This window comes from Variovorax durovernensis (genome assembly GCF_977011995.1).
In genome coordinates, this window is record NZ_CDRNCW010000001.1 from 2,498,580 (window position 1) to 2,517,207 (window position 18,628).

17 protein-coding genes are annotated in these 18,628 nt (G+C 67.3%); 15 read left to right on the forward strand and 2 right to left on the reverse strand.

From position 1 onward, the window contains the following. The first annotated feature begins 82 nt into the window (after positions 1–82). The 5 genes from ACWV14_RS12015 to ACWV14_RS12035 all read left to right on the forward strand — a co-directional run bounded on the left by ACWV14_RS12015 (position 83) and on the right by ACWV14_RS12035 (position 6,129). Positions 83–2,080: a DNA topoisomerase IV subunit B gene (locus ACWV14_RS12015; RefSeq protein ID WP_422085878.1), complete on the forward strand. Its 1,998-nt coding sequence runs from the start codon at positions 83–85 to the stop codon at positions 2,078–2,080. 78 nt (positions 2,081–2,158) lie between these two features. Next, on the forward strand, positions 2,159–2,569 hold the full coding sequence (locus tag ACWV14_RS12020) for a hypothetical protein (protein WP_454909615.1): 411 nt from the start codon (positions 2,159–2,161) through the stop codon (positions 2,567–2,569). 19 nt (positions 2,570–2,588) lie between these two features. After that, a complete protein-coding gene (locus ACWV14_RS12025) occupies positions 2,589–3,491 on the forward strand; it encodes a lytic transglycosylase domain-containing protein (protein ID WP_454909616.1) in 903 nt (300 codons plus the stop codon). Positions 3,492–3,535: 44 nt separating this feature from the next. Next, on the forward strand, positions 3,536–5,938 hold the full coding sequence (gene parC, locus ACWV14_RS12030) for a DNA topoisomerase IV subunit A (RefSeq protein ID WP_454909617.1): 2,403 nt from the start codon (positions 3,536–3,538) through the stop codon (positions 5,936–5,938). Continuing rightward, positions 5,938–6,129 carry a hypothetical protein gene (locus ACWV14_RS12035; protein WP_422085881.1) on the forward strand — a complete coding sequence of 64 codons (192 nt, stop codon included), beginning with the start codon at positions 5,938–5,940 and terminating at the stop codon, positions 6,127–6,129. The genes parC and ACWV14_RS12035 overlap by 1 nt, the downstream gene beginning before the upstream one ends. Positions 6,130–6,157: 28 nt before the next feature. Here the strand turns inward: ACWV14_RS12035 and ACWV14_RS12040 are convergent, their stop codons facing one another. Then, entirely contained in the window at positions 6,158–7,279 is a 1,122-nt protein-coding gene (locus ACWV14_RS12040; protein WP_454909618.1) for an MBL fold metallo-hydrolase, read from the reverse strand. Positions 7,280–7,746: 467 nt separating this feature from the next. On the opposite strand from ACWV14_RS12040, the gene ACWV14_RS12045 reads away from it, so the two are divergent. From ACWV14_RS12045 to ACWV14_RS12090, 10 genes are all read left to right on the forward strand, one after another. Beyond that, positions 7,747–9,339 carry an esterase/lipase family protein gene (locus ACWV14_RS12045; RefSeq protein WP_454909619.1) on the forward strand — a complete coding sequence of 531 codons (1,593 nt, stop codon included), beginning with the start codon at positions 7,747–7,749 and terminating at the stop codon, positions 9,337–9,339. A gap of 22 nt (positions 9,340–9,361) precedes the next feature. Continuing rightward, positions 9,362–9,898 (forward strand): cysteine hydrolase family protein, encoded by a 537-nt coding sequence (locus tag ACWV14_RS12050; protein ID WP_454909620.1) that lies wholly within the window; start codon positions 9,362–9,364, stop codon positions 9,896–9,898. A gap of 128 nt (positions 9,899–10,026) precedes the next feature. Further along, positions 10,027–10,698: an amino acid ABC transporter permease gene (locus ACWV14_RS12055; protein WP_013540636.1), complete on the forward strand. Its 672-nt coding sequence runs from the start codon at positions 10,027–10,029 to the stop codon at positions 10,696–10,698. 27 nt (positions 10,699–10,725) lie between these two features. Further along, a complete protein-coding gene (locus tag ACWV14_RS12060; protein ID WP_454909621.1) occupies positions 10,726–11,379 on the forward strand; it encodes an amino acid ABC transporter permease in 654 nt (217 codons plus the stop codon). Between the two features lie 61 nt (positions 11,380–11,440). Then, positions 11,441–12,238: a transporter substrate-binding domain-containing protein gene (locus ACWV14_RS12065; RefSeq protein WP_454909622.1), complete on the forward strand. Its 798-nt coding sequence runs from the start codon at positions 11,441–11,443 to the stop codon at positions 12,236–12,238. A 25-nt stretch (positions 12,239–12,263) separates the two neighbouring features. Continuing rightward, entirely contained in the window at positions 12,264–13,019 is a 756-nt protein-coding gene (locus ACWV14_RS12070; RefSeq protein ID WP_422085892.1) for an amino acid ABC transporter ATP-binding protein, read from the forward strand. Next, positions 13,019–13,768 carry a sugar phosphate isomerase/epimerase family protein gene (locus tag ACWV14_RS12075; protein WP_454909623.1) on the forward strand — a complete coding sequence of 250 codons (750 nt, stop codon included), beginning with the start codon at positions 13,019–13,021 and terminating at the stop codon, positions 13,766–13,768. Before ACWV14_RS12070 ends, ACWV14_RS12075 begins: the two co-directional genes overlap by 1 nt. Before the next feature lie 10 nt (positions 13,769–13,778). Then, positions 13,779–14,732 carry a sugar kinase gene (locus ACWV14_RS12080; RefSeq protein WP_422085894.1) on the forward strand — a complete coding sequence of 318 codons (954 nt, stop codon included), beginning with the start codon at positions 13,779–13,781 and terminating at the stop codon, positions 14,730–14,732. Positions 14,733–14,737: 5 nt separating this feature from the next. Further along, entirely contained in the window at positions 14,738–15,721 is a 984-nt protein-coding gene (locus ACWV14_RS12085; RefSeq protein ID WP_454909624.1) for a 2-hydroxyacid dehydrogenase, read from the forward strand. A 124-nt stretch (positions 15,722–15,845) separates the two neighbouring features. Next, the gene (locus ACWV14_RS12090) at positions 15,846–16,868 is read left to right on the forward strand and encodes a LacI family DNA-binding transcriptional regulator (protein WP_454908838.1); all 1,023 of its coding nucleotides are present in this window, start codon (positions 15,846–15,848) and stop codon (positions 16,866–16,868) included. Positions 16,869–16,966: 98 nt separating this feature from the next. Here the strand turns inward: ACWV14_RS12090 and ACWV14_RS12095 are convergent, their stop codons facing one another. After that, positions 16,967–18,619, reverse strand: a complete 1,653-nt coding sequence (locus ACWV14_RS12095) for a GMC family oxidoreductase (RefSeq protein WP_454908839.1) — start codon at positions 18,617–18,619, stop codon at positions 16,967–16,969. Positions 18,620–18,628: the final 9 nt, after the last annotated feature.

The window sequence follows — 18,628 nt, forward strand, 5'->3', positions numbered from 1 at the left end:
CGTTTCGATGCGCGCTGGGCATCAAAGCGTCTCCTGTATGGGTATCCAGTTGTTTGGCGGCGACTGACTACAATCCGCCCCCATGGCGACTCCCCCCAAGACTCCCCCCAATTCTTCGTCCGCGTCTTCCGGCTACTCGGAAGGCTCCATCCGCGTGCTCAAGGGCCTGGAGCCCGTCAAGCAGCGCCCGGGCATGTACACCCGCACCGACAACCCGCTGCACATCATTCAGGAAGTGATCGACAACGCCGCCGACGAGGCGCTGGCGGGCCACGGCAAGAAGATCAAGGTCACGCTGCATGCCGACGGCTCGGTCAGCATTGAGGACGACGGCCGCGGCATTCCCTTCGGCCTGCACCCCGAAGAAAAAGCGCCCGTGGTCGAGCTGGTCTACACCCGGCTGCATGCCGGCGGCAAGTTCGACAAGGGCTCGGGCGGCGCCTACAGCTTCTCGGGCGGCCTGCACGGTGTGGGCGTGTCGGTGACCAACGCGCTGTCCAAGCGGCTCGAAGTGTCGACCCACCGCGAGGGCTCGGTCGCAAAGCTGGCCTTCAGCGGCGGCGACGTGATCGAACAGCTCGAGGTGCGCAAACTCGAGGCCGGCGAACGCAAGCAGGGCACCACCGTGCGCGCCTGGCCAGACGCCAAGTACTTCGAGACCTCCGCGCTGCCCATGGGCGAACTCACGCACCTGCTGCGCAGCAAGGCCGTGCTTATGCCCGGCGTGAGCGTCACGCTCACGAACGAAAAGACCAAGGAAAGCCAGCAGTGGCTCTACAAGGGCGGCCTGAGCGACTACCTGATGCAGACGCTCAACGGCGACCCCGTCATTCCGCTGTTCGAAGGCGGCGGCCATGCCGACAAGAACGCCGACAACTTCGCCGAAGGCGAGGGCGCCGACTGGTGCGTGGCCTTCACCGAAGACGGCCAGCCGGTGCGCGAGAGCTACGTCAACCTGATTCCCACCAGCGCCGGCGGCACGCATGAAAGCGGCCTGCGCGACGGCCTGTTCACCGCTGTGAAGGGCTTCATCGAGCTGCATTCGCTGCTGCCCAAGGGCGTGAAGCTGCTGCCAGAAGACGTGTTCGCGCGCGCCTCCTACGTGCTCAGCGCCAAGGTGCTCGACCCCCAGTTCCAGGGCCAGATCAAGGAACGCCTGAACTCGCGCGATGCCGTGCGCCTGGTGTCGAGCTTCGTGCGGCCCGCGCTCGAGCTGTGGCTCAACCAGCACGTCGACTACGGCAAGAAGCTGGCCGAGCTCGCCATCAAGGCCGCGCAGACGCGCCAGCGCGCCGGCCAGAAGGTCGAGAAGCGCAAGGGCTCCGGCGTGGCCGTGCTGCCCGGCAAGCTCACCGACTGCGAAAGCAAGGACATCAGCCACAACGAAGTCTTCCTGGTCGAGGGCGACTCCGCCGGCGGCAGCGCCAAGATGGGCCGCGACAAGGAAAGCCAGGCCATCCTGCCGCTGCGCGGCAAGGTGCTCAACACCTGGGAAGTGGAGCGCGACCGCCTCTTCGCCAACACCGAAATCCACGACATCTCGGTGGCCGTGGGCGTCGACCCCCATGGGCCCAACGACACGCCCGACATGAGCGGCCTGCGCTACGGAAAGATCTGCATCCTGAGCGATGCCGACGTGGACGGCTCGCACATCCAGGTGCTGCTGCTCACGCTGTTCTTCCGCCATTTCCCCAAGCTCATCGAAGCCGGCCACGTGTATGTCGCAAAGCCGCCATTGTTCCGGGTGGATGCCCCCGCGCGCGGCAAGAAACCGGCCTCCAAGGTCTACGCGCTGGACGAGGGCGAACTGACCGCCACCCTCGACAAACTGCGTAAAGACGGTGTGCGCGAAGGCGCCTGGAGCATCAGCCGCTTCAAGGGACTGGGCGAAATGAGCGCGGAACAATTGTGGGAAACCACGCTCAATCCAGACACCCGCCGCCTGATGCAGGTCCAATTGGGCCGTTTCGACTTCACGTCCACCCAGGGCGAGATCACCAAGCTGATGGGCAAGGGCGAAGCGGCGGCGCGGCGCGAGCTCATGGAACTGCGCGCCGACGACGTCGACATCGACGTCTGATTCCGACCGGAATATTCCTCAAGACAGGGCATGGACAGGCACAAGATCATTTGTGGTTCGCTGGCAGGGGCTTGCGTCGTGGGCGCAGTTGCCATGCTGGCGCGCGCACATCCGGCCATCGCGCCGCCGGACCTGTTCTTTGCCGGCCTGTTCCTGTTCTTCGTGTTCGTGTTCCTCTGGGCAGGCTGGTGGGACGAGGCGGCGAGCCACGACGCCAAGCCCAGCCGGGCCGAGCGAACCGTCGCCACCGGTTGGCTGTGGATGCGCCGGCTCGTCTGCTGGGCGGGTGCGTTCGTTTCTTTGCTGATTGCCGCGTCGATGCTCATCGACGGCATCCAGCCGGGGCAGGTGCCCGCCGTTCTCTTCGCCGTGTTTGTTGGCGGCATGCTCGTGTGGGCCGGCTTGAAGGGCTTCGGACGCGCGCGCGGCATGGGCGACGCCGCCGCGGTCCATGCCGAGCGCCGCAAGCGCTACGGCTGGCGGCTGTGACGACCAAGACCGCATCGCGATGAAACGCTGGTTCCGTCCACTCTTGCTTTGTGCAGCCCTGGTGCTGTCGCTGCAGGGCGCGCGCGCCGCCGACATCTACGGCTACGTCGACAGCAAGGGCGTCGCGCATTTCGCTTCCGAGAAGATCGACGAGCGCTACCAGATCTTCTTTCGCGGTGGGCAGAGCTTCGATACCGCCAACGGCATTTCTCCGCTCGGGCGCGGCGCGCGCGGCATCGACGGCAAGGTGCCGCAGGCCTCGCAAACCCTGCTCGCCATGTTCGAGGCCTCGCCCGGCTACAAGACCGCCAAGGCCGCGCTGCGCGACGCATCGAGCAAGCACGCCATCGACTACGAACTGCTGCAAGCACTGGTCGCCACCGAGTCGGGCTTCGACGCGCAGGCCGTGTCGCCCAAGGGCGCGATGGGCCTGATGCAGCTGATGCCCGCCACCGCGCAGCGCTATGGCGTGTCGGCGGACAAGCGCACCACCATCGAGAAGAAGCTGTTCGACCCACGCATCAACATCGCCGCCGGTTCGCGCTACCTGCGCGACCTGATCGCCATGTTCCCGGGCCAGATCGAACTGGCCCTTGCCGCCTACAACGCGGGCGAGGGCGCCGTGCAGCGCGCTGGCAACAAGATCCCGAACTACAAGGAAACGCAGAACTACGTGCAGACCGTGCTGCAGCTCTATGCGTACCTGAAGCCCTCCGTCGCAACCGGTGGCGGCGTGCGCGGCGGCAAGACGCCGGGGCGCATCCGCATGGAGCTGACCGTGCCGCAGGGCGGTGCGATCAACCGGGGCAACATGCCGTCGGACGTACCGCGCAACATGCCGGCCATGCCCGACATTCCCGAGCCGCCAGCCACGCCGACCGGCGCGGCCGACGCATCGCACGAGGCAATCAATCCGGGCTGAGCGCGCACGCACAGCCTGCAATCGTTTTTCTTTCTCTCTTCTTCATGGACTCCCAACCACCGCTCGATCTCCAGGGTCCCACCGACGGCGACACCACCCTCACCCTTGCCGACTACGCGCAGACCGCCTACCTCGAATACGCGCTCAGCGTGGTCAAGGGCCGCGCGCTGCCCGATGTGTCCGACGGCCAGAAGCCGGTGCAGCGGCGCATCCTGTATTCGATGTCGCGCATGGGCCTGGGCTTCGGCGGCACCAACGGCACCGTGGGCGCCAAGCCGGTCAAGAGCGCACGCGTGGTCGGCGACGTGCTCGGCCGTTTCCACCCGCACAGCGACCAGGCGGCCTACGACGCGCTGGTGCGCATGGCGCAAGATTTCTCGCAGCGCTATCCACTGGTCGACGGACAGGGCAACTTCGGCAGCCGCGACGGCGACGGCGCGGCCGCCATGCGATACACCGAAGCGCGCCTGGCGCGCATCACCAGCCTGCTGCTCGACGAAATCGACGAGGGCACGGTCGACTTCATTCCCAACTACGACGGCAGCACCGAAGAACCTCGCCTGCTGCCCGCGCGGCTGCCGTTCACGCTGCTCAATGGCGCCAGCGGCATCGCGGTCGGCCTGGCCACCGAGATCCCGAGCCACAACCTGCGCGAAATCGCCGACGCCTGCGTGGCGCTGATCAAGTCGAACGGCAAGCTCAGCGAGGAAGAACTCTTCGCCATCGTGCCCGGCCCCGACTACCCGGGCGGCGCGCAGATCATCAGCAACGCCAGCGACATCGCCGATGCCTACCGCACCGGCCGCGGCTCGCTCAAGGTGCGCGCGCGCTGGAAGATCGAAGAACTGGCGCGCGGCCAGTGGCAACTGGTGGTCAACGAACTGCCGCCGGGCGTCAGCACGCAGAAGGTGCTCGAGGAAATCGAGGAAATCACCAACCCCAAGGTCAAGGCCGGCAAGAAGGCCCTGAGCGCCGACCAGACCCAGCTGAAGGCCGCGATGCTGTCGGTGCTCGACGTGGTGCGCGACGAGTCCAGCAAGGACGCCGCCGTGCGCCTGGTGTTCGAGCCCAAGACCTCGCGCATCAGCCAGGACGAGTTCATCACCACGCTGCTCGCGCAGACCTCGCTGGAGACCTCGTCGCCGATCAACCTCACGATGGTCGGCATCGACGGCAAGCCCACGCAGAAGTCGCTGCGCCAGATGCTCAACGAGTGGATCGCGTTCCGCGAGGTCACCGTCGAGAAGCGCTCGCGGCATCGCCTCAACAAGGTGCTGGACCGCATCCACATCCTCGAAGGCCGGCAGCTGGTGCTGCTGAACATCGACGAGGTGATCGCGATCATCCGCGCGGCGGAAGACCCGAAGGCGGCGCTCATCGCGCGCTTCAACCTCAGCGATCGCCAGGCCGAGGACATCCTCGAAATCCGGCTGCGCCAGCTTGCGCGGCTCGAAGCCATCAAGATCGAACAGGAACTGTCGGGCCTGCGCGACGAGCAGAAGAAGCTCGAAGACATCCTCGGCAGCCCCGCCGCGCTGCGCCGGCTGCTGGTGAAGGAAATCGAGGCCGACGCCAAGACCTTCGAAGACCCGCGCCGCACGCTCATCCAGGCCGAGAAGCGCGCCGTGGCCGAAGTGAAGGTGGTCGACGAACCTGTCACCGTCATCGTGTCGCAGAAGGGCTGGGTCCGCGCGCAGAAGGGCTGGGCCAGCGAGAAGGCGGCCGCGAACGGCGGCAACGGCGCTTCGGCCCCCGAGTACAGCTTCAAGTCGGGCGACTCGCTGTACGGCGCCTTCGAATGCCGCAGCGTCGACACGCTGCTGGTGTTCGGCAGCGCCAAGGACAAGAGTGTGCGCGTGTACACCGTGCCCGTGGCTTCGCTGCCTGGCGCGCGCGGCGACGGCCAGCCCGTCACCACGCTCATCGAGCTGGACGCCGGCACGCACGTCACGCACTTCTTCGCCGGCCCGGTGGGCGCCAGCGTTCTGCTGGCCAACACCGGCGGCTACGGTTTCATCGCCACCGTCGAGAACATGATGTCGCGCCAGCGCGGCGGCAAGGCCTTCATCGACGTGGGCGAGGGTGAGCAGCTGTGCCGTCCGTCGCTGGTCGGCGGCGCGAGCGGCGCCGAGCCGATGCCGGCAGCCACGCACGTGGCCTGCGCCTCGACCGGCGGCCGCATCCTGACCTTCGACATCATCGAACTCAAGAGCCTGCCCAAGGGCGGCCGCGGCCTGACGCTGATCGACCTCGAGCCCAAGGACACCCTGGCCGGTGCGGCCGCCTACACGCGCAGCGTGAAGATCGAAGGCATCGGCCGCGGCGGCAAGGAACGCGAAGAGACCCTGGAGATCCGCACGCTCAACAACGCCCGCGGCAGCCGCGCGCGCAAGGGCAAGGCGGCCGACCTCGGTTTCAAGCCGTCGAGCATCGTGCGGGTGCAGTGATGGGCGGTATCGACGTCAGCGTCATCGGCATCTTCATTGCCGTGGTGACCGGCATTGGCAGCTATGTGCTGGGCAAGCGCATGCGCGAGAAGCGGGCCGCCAAGAAGCGCGAGAAGGACCGTATTGCTTCGCAGGCCGGCGAGAGCCGGCAGGTGCGCAGGGCGCGGGAGCGCAAGGAACGCGGCGAATAGCTGCCGCTTGGCTTCGGCAGGGCAGCGCTCAGCGCAGCCCCTGCCACCACCGCGTATTCGTCCGCGCCTGTCCCACCGTCACCACTTCCCCGATCACCGGCGTCGCCAGCTCGATCTTCTTCGCGGCCGTCAGGTCTGCGATGCGGTCCAGCGGGTCGTGCCAGGTGTGGAACGCGAGGTCGAAGGTGCTGTTGTGCACCGAGAAGAAGACCTTGCCGCGCAGGTCTTCGAAGGCCTGCACGCTTTGTTCGGGCGTCATGTGCACGGCGGGCCACATGGCGTCGTAGGCGCCGTTTTCCATCAGCGCGATGTCGAAGCCGCCGAAGCGCTCGCCGATCTGCTTGAAGCCGGGGAAGTAGCCGGAGTCGCCGCTGTAGAAGATGCGCTGGTCGCCGCTTTGCACCACCCATGAAGCCCAGAGCGTGCGGTCGCGGTCGCCGAGGGTGCGGCCTGAGAAGTGTTGCGCCGGCGTGGCTGTGAGTTTCACGCCGTCGTGTTCGCTGTCTTGCCACCAGTCGAGTTCAGTCACGCGCTCGGCGGGCACACCCATGACCACCAGACGCGTGCGCACGCCCAGCGGCACGAAGTAGCGCTTCACGCCTTTCGACAGGTATTCGATGGTCGCGAGGTCGAGGTGGTCGTAGTGGTCGTGCGAAAGAATGACGCCTTCGATGGGCGGCAGTTGCTCGAGCGTGATCGGCGGCTTGTGAAAGCGCTTGGGGCCGGCCCATTGCACGGGCGATACGCGCTCGCTGAACACGGGGTCGATGAGCCAGTATTTGCCGCGCAGCTTGAGCAGGTGCGACGAATGGCCGAGGCGCACGATGTGGTTGGTGTTTGTGTCGAGTGCATCTAGTGCGCTGCGTTCGAGGGCCCGGACTGGAATGGCATCGACCGGCACGCTGTCGACTTTGCTGCCGACGATGAAGCGGGACCATATGCGCCATGCGCTGGCCTGTTGTGGCAGGTCGGGGTTCGCCATGTTGTGGAAGCCGCCGTCGCGGAATTGGGGCGAGCTGTCGTAGCGTGTTTCGCCGCTTCCGGCGGCGCCGCATCCCGCGACGAAGGCGCAGCCGGCGGCCGCGAGTGCGGTGCCGCGGCGCAGCAGTTGAGGCAGGTAGGAGCCCTGCGAACCTGAATCGTCAGCCATGGGAGTGCCTTCTGGATTGTGTTTGTCGGATGGCGCGAGACTAGTCACTAAGCACGTTTCAATGGTTTCAGCCGTAGAAACATTTGGGGAGCAGGGGATTGTTCGGTGCGCTTGTTCGGGGCGCGTGCACAGGCCGCCGGGTACTCCCCTCCGCGAATGTCCCCCGCCCTTCGGGCTCCTCCTTTATTTCGCTGCGGGGAGCACCCGACGCCCTGTGCACCAGGGCACGCTGCTGGTGCTTGGCCGATCAACCAGTGCTCTGAGCGATCACGACGATGGGGTGCCTTGCGCAGCGAAATAAAGGAGGAGGGCGAAGCCCGGGGGACATTCGCGGAGCAAGGTACCCCGTCGGCGTGATCGAACCCCGAAAAAAACGTCCAGTCCTATGCCATGCGCGATATGGCGCCCCAGACCACGCCTCGTCAAACTGAAAAGCTTCATCGACCAAAGACAAGGCGGCAAGGTTCATGAGCAGCAATCGCTATCCCATCATCTACGTGCGCGGCTACGCCATGACCGAGGCCGAGCGCGACGACACCGCCGCCGATCCGTTCTGCGGCTTCAACGTCGGCTCCACCGTCTACCGCGCCACGGTCAAGAAAGAAGCGCCCGCGCAGAAGTTCGTCTTCGAGTCGCCGGTGGTGCGGCTCTTGGCCGACTTTCAGTACCAGAGCGTCTACCAGAACGGCCTCGACATCATCGATCCCGACTGGAAACCCTCGCCCGACGAGAACGGCAACGACGTGGACGGCATTCCCGCCGCCTCCTTCATCATCTACCGCTACTACGACGCGGGCTCCGAGCTGCTCGGCGATGGCCAGTCGCGCGACGTCAAGGTCTATGCGCAAGGCCTGAGCCAGCTGATCCTGCGCGTGCGCGACCTCGTGGCGCTGCGCGAAGGGCCGGGCTATTCGAAGAACGACTTCCGCTGCTACCTCGTCGCGCATTCGATGGGCGGCCTGGTGGTGCGCGCCTTCCTGCAGAACCCCGCGCTCGGCGACGCTGCCGCGCGCGCCTGCGTCGACAAGGTGTTCACCTACGCCACGCCGCACAACGGCATCGACATGGGCGGCATCAACGTGCCGGCGTGGCTCTCGCTGGCCGAGATGAACACCTTCAACCGCGACAAGATGTCGGAATTCATGGCCACCGCGCCTGTCAACGGCCGCATGGACTACCTGCCGGCCTCGGCCTTTCCGGCCGAGCGCTTCTTCTGCATGGTCGGCACCAACCGCGGCGACTACGAAACCGCCAAGGGCCTGTCGCGCATGTTCGCGGGCCACGGCAGCGACGGGCTGGTGCGCATCGAGAACGCCTCTCTCTGGTCGCTCGACGATGCCGGCAACACGCAACCGGTGGCCACTGCCTTTGCCTATCGCTCGCACTCGGGCTTCTTCGGCATCGTCAACTCGGAAGAGGCCTACCAGAACCTCACGCGCTTCCTGTTCGGCGACGTGCGCGTCGACCTGTGGTTCGACATCGATAGCGTCACCCTGCCGCCGGACCTGCCCGCCGGTGCCGATGTCGATGCGCTCTACCAGGTCGAGCTGCTGGCCGCGCCGCGCGGCAAGCGCTGGTACCTGAGCCGGCGCGTTGCGGAAGAAGACTCGCCGGCCTGCCGCACCCACAAGGAGCTGACCGACCCCGCCACGGCCGACCGCCGCGCGGTCTACCTGTCGACCGTGTTCCTCGCCAACAGGGCCCGCGTGAAGCAGGACCGCCCGACGCTTGCCTACGCCATGACGCTGGGCGTGCGCGTGCCCGACTACCAGGTCAACAACAAGTTCTGGCTCGACGGCCACTACGAGGGCAGCTCGCTGTTCCGGGACACGCTGGTGATCGAGCTCGCGCCGCCCGCCGCGGACGACCCCGCGCAGAACTGGAACGTCAAGTACGGCTGGCAGACCGACACGGCGGGGCAGGCCTCTCTGCCGATGAACCCGACGCAGCTGGCCAGCGGCAAGCTGCGCTTCACCGTGCCGCTTTCCAGCCTTGGGGCCGCACCTGCCGCGCCCGGCATCACCGGGAAAGTACGGCTCGAAGTGAGCGCCTGGAGTTGAGGCCCGCCGCTACGATGGCGGCATGAAAACAGCCATCCTCGTCATCGATGTGCAGCGCGGTCTCTGCGACGACCCGCCGCGTCCCCATGAAGCCGCAGAAGTGGTGCAGCGCATCAACGCGCTCACCGGCCGGGCGCGCGCGGCCGGCGTGCCGGTGGCCTTCATCCAGCACGAGAACGCGGTCGATCTCGTGTTCGACTCCGAGCGCTGGCAGCTCGTCGGCGCGCTGGACACTGACTCGCGCGACGCCAAGCTGCGCAAGACCACGCCCGATTCGTTCCTGCGCACGCCGCTCGATGCATGGCTGTCGGAGCATGCGGTGAGGCGCGTGGTCATCTGCGGTTATTCGTCGGAGTTCTGCGTCGACACTACCGTGCGCCGCGCCGCCGCGCTGGGCTACGAGGTGGTGCTCGCGGCCGATGCGCACACCTCGCACGACAAGCCGCACGCCACCGGCGCGCAGATCCGCGCGCACCACAACGCCACGCTGTCGGACATCACCAGCTTCGGCGTGCCGATCCGCGCGGTGGCCAGCGCCGACATCGCCTTCGGCGACTGATCCGCTCCCTCGGGAGCTCCTCCCCGGTAGGACAAAACGACCACCTAGGGGAATCCCTAATCGGGTCTGAAACCGGTTTCATATAAGCTGCAAGCATTGCTTTCGAGGCTCGCACGCGCTCGCCCAACATGAACTACCAGTTTCAATTCGACGCCGTCTTTGCCGCCTGGCCGCTGCTGCTCAAGGGCACGTGGATCACGGTCCAGCTCTCGCTCATCGCCACCGTGCTGGGCCTGGTGGTCGCCATCTTCTGCGCCTGGGGCAAGACCTCGGGGCCGGGCTGGCTGCGCTTCATCGTCAACGCCTACATCGAGGTGATCCGCAACACGCCGTTCCTCGTGCAGCTGTTCTTTTTCTTCTTCGCGCTGCCGGCCATCGGGCTGCGCTGGTCGCCGCAGACGGCCGCGCTGGTGGCCATGGTGGTGAACCTGGGCGCCTACGCCACGGAAATCATCCGCGCCGGCATCGAGTCGATTCCCAAGGGGCAGATCGAAGCGGGCAGGGCGCTGAACCTCAAGCCCTGGGAAATCTTCCGCTTCGTCATCATCAAGCCGGCGCTCAAGGCCATCTATCCGGCGCTCACCAGCCAGTTCATCCTGCTGATGCTGAGTTCGGCCGTGGTGTCGGTCATCTCGGCCGACGACCTGACCTCGGTGGCCGCCAACCTGCAGTCGCAGACCTTCCGCAGCTTCGAGATCTACATCGTGGTCGCCGCCATCTACCTGGCGCTGGCGCTCGCCTTCTCGGCGATGTTCAAGCTCATCTACAAGCGCACGCTCAACTACCCGGACCGCCGGTAACCCAGACGACGGACGGAGCACAACACCATGCGTACCTTCGGTTTCCCCGAATTCCTTTTCATCCTCGAAGCGGCCAAGTGGACGCTCGCGCTGTCGGCCATTGCCTTCGTGGGCGGCGCGATCCTGGGGCTCATCATTGCGCTGATGCGCACGTCGGAATCGACGTGGGCGCGGGCCGTGTCGACCACCTTCATCCAGATCTTCCAGGGAACGCCGCTGCTGCTGCAGCTGTTCCTGGTGTTCTTCGGAGCGCCGGTGCTGGGGCTGGACATCAACCCGTGGGTGGCCGCGGGCGTTGCGCTCATCCTGAACAGCGCGGCCTTCCTCGGCGAAATCTGGCGCGGCTGCATCGAGGCCATTCCGCGCGGCCAGTGGGAAGCGGCCGAGGCGCTGAGCCTCAAGTACACATCCCGCATGCGTGACGTGGTGCTGCCGCAAGCCTTCAAGATCGCGCTCGCGCCCACCGTGGGCTACGTGGTGCAGATCATCAAGGGCACCTCGCTCGCGGCCATCATCGGCTTCGTCGAGGTGACGCGTGCCGGCCAGATCGTCAACAACGCCACCTTCCAGCCGCTCATCGTGTTCTCGGTGGTAGCCGCCATCTACTTCGTGATCTGCTGGCCGCTTTCGCTGCTGGCCGCGCGCATGGAGCGCCGCCGGGCCCGGGCGCTCGCGCGTTGATCCTTTCCGTTTTCCGTTCTCTTTCTCGTCGCTTCCTTCTTTTATTCAGGAGACACATCCAATGACCGTCATCACCTCCCGCCGCGCAGCGCTCGCAGCCCTGGGCCTCGGCGCCGCCCTCACCGTGTTCGCACCTTTCGCCTCGGCCCAGAGCGTGGCCGACATCAAGAAGAAGGGCGAGATCACCATCGGCATGCTGGTCGACTTTCCGCCCTATGGCACCACCGACGCCAAGAACCAGCCCGACGGCTACGACGCCGACGTGGCCAAGCTGCTGGCCAAGGACTGGGGCGTCAAGGCCAACATCGTGCCGGTGACCGGCCCGAACCGCATTCCCTTCCTGCTGACCAACAAGGTCGACCTGCTGGTGGCATCGCTGGCCATCACGCCCGAGCGCGCGAAGCAGGTGCAGTTCTCGCAGCCCTACGCTGCCGCCACCATCGTGCTGTACGGCGCGAGCAAGACGCCGATCAAGGCCGCCGCCGACCTGAAGGGCCTGCGCGTCGGTGTGGCTCGCGCTTCGACGCAAGACGTGGCCGTGACCAAGGCCGCACCGGAAGGCACCGAAATCCGCCGCTTCGACGACGATGCATCGGCTATGCAGGCGCTGATCTCGGGCCAGGTCGACGCCATCGGCTGCTCGGTGACCGTGGCTGCGCAGATCGCCAAGCGCGTGCCTGCCAACACCTATGAAAACAAGTTCACGCTGGTGCAGCAGTCGATGGGCATCGCGATGCGCCCCGGCCAGGAAGAGCTGGCCAAGGCCGTGAACGAGTTCGTGCAGAAGAACACCGCCAACGGCGAGCTGAACAAGCTGTATCAGAAGTGGCTGCAGGCCGATCTGCCGAAAATGAACTGAGACCCGAGCTGAAGGAAATCCTGGCATGACGACGGAATCGATCATCCGCATGGAAGCGGTCAACAAGTGGTACGGTGAATTCCAGGTGTTGACCGGCATCGACCTGTCGGTGCGCCAGGGCGAGCGCATCGTGATCTGCGGGCCTTCGGGCTCGGGCAAGTCGACGCTGATCCGCTGCATCAACCGGCTCGAGACGGTGCAGAAGGGCCGCATCGTGGTCGATGGCATCGACCTCACGGCCGGCGGCAAGAACATCGACGCGGTGCGTGCCGAGGTCGGCATGGTGTTCCAGCAGTTCAACCTGTTCCCGCACCTCACCATCCTGGAGAACTGCACGCTTGCACCGATGCGCTCGCGTGGCATGACCAAGGCGCAGGCCGAGGAAATTGCCATGAAGTACCTCACGCGGGTGCGCATTCCCGAGCAGGCCAACAAGTACCCGAGCCAGCTCTCGGGCGGCCAGCAGCAGCGGGTGGCCATTGCGCGCGCGCTGTGCATGACGCCAAAGATCATGCTGTTCGACGAACCCACGTCCGCGCTCGACCCCGAGATGGTCAAGGAAGTGCTCGACACCATGATCGGCCTGGCCGAAGACGGCATGACCATGCTGTGCGTGACCCACGAAATGGGCTTTGCCCGCAGCGTGGCCGACCGCGTGATCTTCATGGCCGAAGGCAAGATCGTCGAGCAGGCACCGCCCGAAGAGTTCTTCGGCAACCCCAAGGACGAGCGCACGCGCCAGTTCCTCGGCCAGATCCTGAGTTCACACCAAGGCCACTGATGTCCTTCGAGGTCCTGATTTCTCTGTCGTCCTTCGGCGCGGCCGAGGTGGGCCGGCACGGCCAGCTCTGGTGCTCGCAGCTTGCGCGCGCGGCAGGTGCCGATTCGGTCGAAGTGCGCGGCGAGATGCTGCGCGACGCCGACGCGGAACTGCCCGCGCTGAACGGACTGGCATCGGTGTACTCCAGCCCCGAGGGCCTGTGGGCCCAGGGCGGCTGGCTCGACAGCGCCGCGCTCAAGCGCGGCATTGCCGCCGCCACGCGCGTGGGCGCGAAGCGGCTCAAGATGTCCATCGGCGACTTCCAGGCTTCGTCGCACGGTTCGCTCTGGGGCCTGAAGGTGGAGCTTGCGGAGACACGCGTCGAACTCGTCATCGAGAACGACCAGACCGTGCGCGCCGGCACGCTGGCCGCGCTGCAGACCTTCTTCGACGTTGCCGACCGCGCCGGCGTGCCGCTCGGCATGACCTTCGACATGGGCAACTGGCACTGGGTCGGCGAATGTCCGCTGCAGGCCGCGCAGGCCCTCGGCCATCGCGTGCGCTACGTGCATTGCAAGGGCGCGCAGCGCCTGCAGCACAAGTGGGTGGCGGTGCCGCTGGGCGATTCGGTGGCGCCGTGGCGTGCCGTGCTGCGCGCGCTGCCTGCCGACGTGCCGCATGCCATCGAATACCCGCTCGTGGGCTACGACCTGCAGGCCGTCACCCGCGCGCAGATCGACTTCATCCGCGCCGCGCGCGCACAGATCTAGAACAACAGACATGACAGAACCTACCGCCTTCGACGTCGCTCTCTTCGGCGAAGCCATGCTGCTGCTGGTGGCCGACCGGCCGGGGCCGCTGGAGGACGCCCAGTCGTTCCACAAGCGCACCGCCGGCGCCGAGACCAACGTGGCCATCGGCCTCTCGCGCCTGGGCCTGAAGGTGGGCTGGGCCAGCCGGCTGGGCACCGACTCGATGGGCCGCGCACTGCTGGCTGCGATGCGCGCCGAAGGCATCGACTGTTCGCATGTGATCACCGACGCGACGCAGCGCACCGGCTTCCAGTTCAAGGGCCGCGTCACCGACGGCAGCGATCCGCCGATCGAATACCACCGCAAGGGCTCGGCCGCGAGCCACATGGGCCCGGCCGACGTCGACGAAACATGGCTGCGCTCGGCGCGTCACCTGCACGCCACCGGCGTGTTTGCCGCCATCTCCGACACCAGCCTGCAGGCCGCGCTGAAGAGCATGGACGTGATGCGCGCCGCGGGCCGCACCATCTCGTTCGACACCAACCTGCGCCCGACGCTGTGGTCGTCCACCGAAACCATGCGCCACTGGGTCAACGAACTCGCCTCGCGCGCCGACTGGGTGCTGCCCGGCATCGAGGAAGGCCTGCTGCTCACGGGCCACGACAAGCCCGAAGACGTCGCCAGGTTCTACCGCGAGCGCGGCGCGAAGCTGGTGGTGGTGAAGCTCGGCGCGGCAGGCGCCTACTATGACAGCGACGTGGCCGGCACCGGCCGCATCGACGGCTTTCCGGTGAAGGAAGTGATCGACACCGTGGGCGCGGGCGACGGCTTCGCGGCCGGCGTGGTGAGCGCGCTGCTCGAAGGCCGCAGCGTGCCCGACGCAGTGCGCCGCGGCGCCTGGATCGGCGCGCGCGCCGTGCAGGTGCTGGGTGATACCGAAGGCTTGCCGACGCGGGCGCAACTCGAAGAAGCGGGGCTCTGAACGCCATGACGCAGCAGAAGAACATCCTCGTTTTCCGGCCGCTGCCTGAAGACCAGCTCGCGCGCCTGCAGGCCGCGCATCACGTGACGGTGGCCGATCCGCGCAAGGAGCCCGAGGCCTTCGCCGCCGCGCTGCGCACCGCGAACGGCCTGATCGGCTCCAGCCACCCGGTCGATGCCGCGCTGCTCGATGCGGCGCCGCAGCTGCAGGTGATTTCGAGCGTGTCGGTCGGTGTCGACAACTACCCGCTGGCCGAACTGCACAAGCGCGGCATCGTGCTGTGCCACACGCCCGACGTGCTGACCGAGACGGTGGCCGACACTGTGTTCGCGATTCTCATGGCCACGCAGCGCCGTGTGGTCGAGCTGTCGAACCTGGTGCGCGAAGGCCGCTGGACCAAAAACATCGGCGAAGAACTCTTCGGCACCGACGTGCACGGCAAGACGCTGGGCATCCTCGGCTTCGGCCGCATCGGGCAGGCGGTGGCGCGCCGCGCCGCTCTGGGCTTCGGCATGCCGGTGCTCTACCACGCGCGCCGCCCGGTCGACCTGGCCGCGCAGGCGCCCGAGCTGCAAGGCCGCGCCACGCACACGCCGCTGGACGACCTGCTCGCGCGCGCCGACATCGTGCTCGCGATGCTGCCGCTGACCGACGCCACGCGCGGCATGATCGACGCCGCCTTCTTCGCGCGCATGAAGCCCGGCGCCGCCTTCATCAACGGTGGCCGCGGCGCCACGGTGAATGAAGACGCGCTGCTGAACGCACTCGATCACGGCACGCTGCGCGCAGCCGGCCTCGACGTGTTCGCGAAAGAGCCGCTGCCGGCCGATTCGCCGCTGCGCACGCATCCGCGCGTGACGCCGCTGCCGCACATCGGCTCGGCAACGCACGAGACGCGCCATGCCATGGCCGAACTGGCCACGACCAACCTGCTGCAGGTGCTGGCCGGCGATAAGCCGACGGCGCCGTACGACACGGCAAGCGCATGACCGGTGCCAGGCTTTTCTCCCTCCCCCGCTTGGGGAGGGCAGGGGTGGGGGCAGGCGGCGTATCCGCTTGGCGCCCTGCCTGCCCCCATCCCGACCTTCCCCCAGGAGGGGAAGGAGCAAGACCATGAAGCCCACCGGCCGCGCCACCATCGCCGACGTCGCCGAAGCGGCCGGCGTCTCCAAGGCCACCGTCTCGCGCTTCCTCAACCACCGCGAACGACTGCTGAGCCCCGACATCGCCGCGCGTGTCGAAGTGGCCATCGCCAAGCTGGCCTATTCGCCGAGCCCGATGGCGCAGGCGCTGAGCCATGGCCGCTCGCGCCTCATCGGCCTGATCGTGGCCGACATCACCAACCCGTATTCCGTCGCCGTGCTGCGCGGCGCCGAGAAGGCCTGCCAGGACGCCGGCTACCTGGTGATGCTGTTCAACCTCGGCAACGAGAGCGAACGCGAGCGCGAGGCCATCGATGCGCTCGCGGGCTACCAGGTCGACGGCTTCATCCTCAACACGCTGGGGCGCGGCAGCAACGTGGTCGACGCGGTCACGCTGCACGGCAAGCCCGCCGTGCTGGTCGATCGCCGGCATGCAGGCATGCACACCGACTTCGTCTCGCTCGACAACCATGCCGCGATGACGGCCACCTGCGGCCATCTGGTCGAGGGCGGCTACCGCGAGCTGCTCTACGTCACCGAGCCGCAGAAGGGCGTGAGTTCGCGGCGCGAGCGCACGGCCGCCTTCGGTGCATGCGTGGCGGCGCATGAGCCGCGCGTGGCGGGCGAGATTTTCGAGTGCGTCGAGGGTGAGAGCGATGCGCTCGACGAGGCCTTGCGCGCCCTGCGCCAGCGCGCCAGGCGCGGCCGCCGCGCGGCGGTGGTCGCGGGCAATGCGGTGGTCACGCTGCGCGTGGCGCAGGCGATGGCGCGGCTGGGCTGGCAGTTCGGCAGCGACCTGGGCTTCGTCGGCTTCGACGATCCCGAATGGGCTTCGCTCATCGGTCCCGGCCTGAGCACCGTGGCCCAGCCCACCGACGCCATCGGCCGCACGGCAGCTACCTGCCTCATCGAGCGGCTGCGGGGGCTGGAGGAACCGCCTCGGCAGTTGCTGTTGCCTGGTGAGCTGGTTGTTCGCGGGTCTTCTCGCGCCTAGGTTGTCGTCTTGTTCGGGGCCCGCTCACGCCGACGGGGGACATTCGCAGAGGGGAGTACCCGGTGGCCTGTGCACGTGCCCCGAAAAACGCGCAAACATCAAGCAACAAGAGACCGAGCATCCTGCACAGCACGGTCAAAGGTAATCGGCCCCCGCATCCAGTCAGCCGCCCGCTCGGCAATCATGATCGTCGGCGCGTTCGTGTTCCCGCCTATCAGCGTCGGCATCACCGAGGCATCGACCACGCGCAGGTTCGCGATGCCGTGAACCCGCAGCTTCGCGTCGACCACGGCCAGTGCGTCCGTTCCCATCTTGCAGGTGCCCACCGGGTGATAAATGGTGTCGGCGCGTGCGCGGATGTGCCGCTCCAGCTCTTCGTCGGTCTGCACGCTCGCGGTGTAGAGCTCGCTGTGTCGGTAGGGCGCCAGGGCAGGCGCGCGGAGTATTTCGCGCATCTTCTTCACGCCCTGCAGCAGCAAAGCCACGTCCTGCGCGTCGGACAGGAAGCGCGGGTCGATGCGCGGCGCGGATGCCGGGTCGGCGTCGTGCAGCCGCACGTCGCCACGCCCGTTGGGCCGCAGCACGCATGCGTGGCACGAGAAGCCGAAACCTCCGTGCAGCTTGCGCGCATGGTCGTCCACCAGGCTGATCACGAAATGCAGTTGCAGGTCGGGCCGGCGCAACTCGGGCGATGACTTGATGAACGCGCCGCCCTCGGCAAAGGGCGTCGAGATCAGGCCCTTGCCCGTGCGCCGCCACTGCGGAATGGCCTTCACGAAATTGAAGAGCCCCGCAGGCCCCAGTCCTGGCAGCCCCTTTGCCTTCGTGCGATAGGACAGGATGAAGTCGACATGGTCCTGCAGATTGCGGCCCACGCCCGGCAGCGCATGCCGTACCGCGATGCCGTGGCGCTGCAGTTCCTGCGGGTCGCCGATGCCCGAGAGCATCAGCAGCTGCGGCGAGTTGAACGCGCCGCCGCACAGCACTACCTCGCGCCGCGCCGAGAGCGTGTCGATGTTGCCGCCCCGGCGCACTTCGACGCCGGTGGCGCGTCGCCCGTCGAGCAGCACGCGCTGCGCCTGCGTGCCGGTCAGCACCGTGAGGTTGGGGCGCGTGCTCATCACCGGGTGCAGGTAGGCCGCCGCGGCCGAGCAGCGCTCGCCGTTCCTGTCGCCGCCGTGGAACTGCGTGACCTGGTAGAGCCCGGCGCCTTCCTGCACGCTGCCGTTGAAGTCGTCGTTGCGTGGAATGCCGCACTCCACGGCGGCGCGCACGAAAGCTTCGCTGATCTCGCGCGGCGACTGCTGGTCCGCCACCTGCAGCGGGCCGTGCGCGCCGTGCATGGCGCTCTCGCCGCGCTGGTTGCCCTCTGCATGTTTGAACCACGGCAGCACGTCGGCGAACGACCAGCCCGAGCAGCCGGCGCGCTCCCAGTCGTCGTAGTCGCCGGGATGGCCGCGCACGTAGAGCATGGCGTTGATGGCGCTCGAGCCGCCGAGGCAGCGCCCGCGCGGCTGGTAGCCGCGGCGTCCGTTCAGGCCAGGCTGCGGCACGGTCTGGTAGGCGTAGTTGTTGATGCGCGGCCGCCCCGACAGCATGGCCGCCGCGCCGGCTGGTGCGCGCACCAGCACGCCGCGGCCGTCGCCGCCGGCCTCGATCAGGCAGACCTGCACGGCGGGGTCTTCGCTGAGCCGCGCGGCCAGCGTGGCGCCGCCGGACCCGCCGCCCACGATCACGTAGTCGAATTCCATGGCGTGTCT

Excerpts from the sequence above, each read along its gene's own strand:
- ACWV14_RS12090 (WP_454908838.1), top strand. The coding sequence starts at position 15,846 with ATGAAGCCCACCGGCCGCGCCACCATCGCCGACGTCGCCGAAGCGGCC.
- ACWV14_RS12080 (WP_422085894.1), top strand. The coding sequence starts at position 13,779 with ATGACAGAACCTACCGCCTTCGACGTCGCTCTCTTCGGCGAAGCCATG.
- ACWV14_RS12075 (WP_454909623.1), top strand. The coding sequence starts at position 13,019 with ATGTCCTTCGAGGTCCTGATTTCTCTGTCGTCCTTCGGCGCGGCCGAG.
- ACWV14_RS12065 (WP_454909622.1), top strand. The coding sequence starts at position 11,441 with ATGACCGTCATCACCTCCCGCCGCGCAGCGCTCGCAGCCCTGGGCCTC.
- ACWV14_RS12070 (WP_422085892.1), top strand. The coding sequence starts at position 12,264 with ATGACGACGGAATCGATCATCCGCATGGAAGCGGTCAACAAGTGGTAC.
- ACWV14_RS12035 (WP_422085881.1), top strand. The coding sequence starts at position 5,938 with ATGGGCGGTATCGACGTCAGCGTCATCGGCATCTTCATTGCCGTGGTG.
- ACWV14_RS12040 (WP_454909618.1), bottom strand. The coding sequence starts at position 7,279 with ATGGCTGACGATTCAGGTTCGCAGGGCTCCTACCTGCCTCAACTGCTG.
- ACWV14_RS12085 (WP_454909624.1), top strand. The coding sequence starts at position 14,738 with ATGACGCAGCAGAAGAACATCCTCGTTTTCCGGCCGCTGCCTGAAGAC.
- ACWV14_RS12015 (WP_422085878.1), top strand. The coding sequence starts at position 83 with ATGGCGACTCCCCCCAAGACTCCCCCCAATTCTTCGTCCGCGTCTTCC.
- ACWV14_RS12025 (WP_454909616.1), top strand. The coding sequence starts at position 2,589 with ATGAAACGCTGGTTCCGTCCACTCTTGCTTTGTGCAGCCCTGGTGCTG.
- parC (WP_454909617.1), top strand. The coding sequence starts at position 3,536 with ATGGACTCCCAACCACCGCTCGATCTCCAGGGTCCCACCGACGGCGAC.
- ACWV14_RS12045 (WP_454909619.1), top strand. The coding sequence starts at position 7,747 with ATGAGCAGCAATCGCTATCCCATCATCTACGTGCGCGGCTACGCCATG.
- ACWV14_RS12060 (WP_454909621.1), top strand. The coding sequence starts at position 10,726 with ATGCGTACCTTCGGTTTCCCCGAATTCCTTTTCATCCTCGAAGCGGCC.
- ACWV14_RS12050 (WP_454909620.1), top strand. The coding sequence starts at position 9,362 with ATGAAAACAGCCATCCTCGTCATCGATGTGCAGCGCGGTCTCTGCGAC.
- ACWV14_RS12095 (WP_454908839.1), bottom strand. The coding sequence starts at position 18,619 with ATGGAATTCGACTACGTGATCGTGGGCGGCGGGTCCGGCGGCGCCACG.
- ACWV14_RS12055 (WP_013540636.1), top strand. The coding sequence starts at position 10,027 with ATGAACTACCAGTTTCAATTCGACGCCGTCTTTGCCGCCTGGCCGCTG.